This is a genomic window from Virgibacillus sp. 7505 (assembly GCF_002272135.1).
Taxonomy (GTDB): Bacteria; Bacillota; Bacilli; order Bacillales; family Amphibacillaceae; genus Terribacillus.
The window spans coordinates 1-245 of record NZ_NPBF01000258.1 but is presented as its reverse complement, the minus strand read 5'-3'; the positions used below and the strand labels follow the sequence as shown (position 1 = coordinate 245).

The 245-nt window shown below is 46.1% G+C and carries 1 pseudogene; it reads right to left on the bottom strand.

Annotated elements, in window-relative coordinates:
• A pseudogene (locus CHH91_RS18860) lies at window positions 1-198 on the bottom strand (GNAT family N-acetyltransferase); the annotation flags it as partial.
• Between the last annotated feature and the right edge of the window lie 47 nt (window positions 199-245).

Genomic DNA, 245 nt, shown 5'->3' with positions numbered 1-245 from the left:
GTCCATGACCATTGTCCGGAGCAAACCGTAGATGTTGGCTTTTTCCAGGCCTACTGTTGCAATCAATTCGCCTGCGTCATTTTCTACGACAATCAATGGGTCTTCTAACGTTACTGGTTGTTTTGTTTGCATCCGGGCAAATAATGCCTGAACAGCCAGCAGGTCTGTTTCTTCCATTTTTCGAACGGTAAAAGCCATCTCCGCCCCCTCCTTTTACTTCATCCTATGAGAGGGCTTGTACAAAT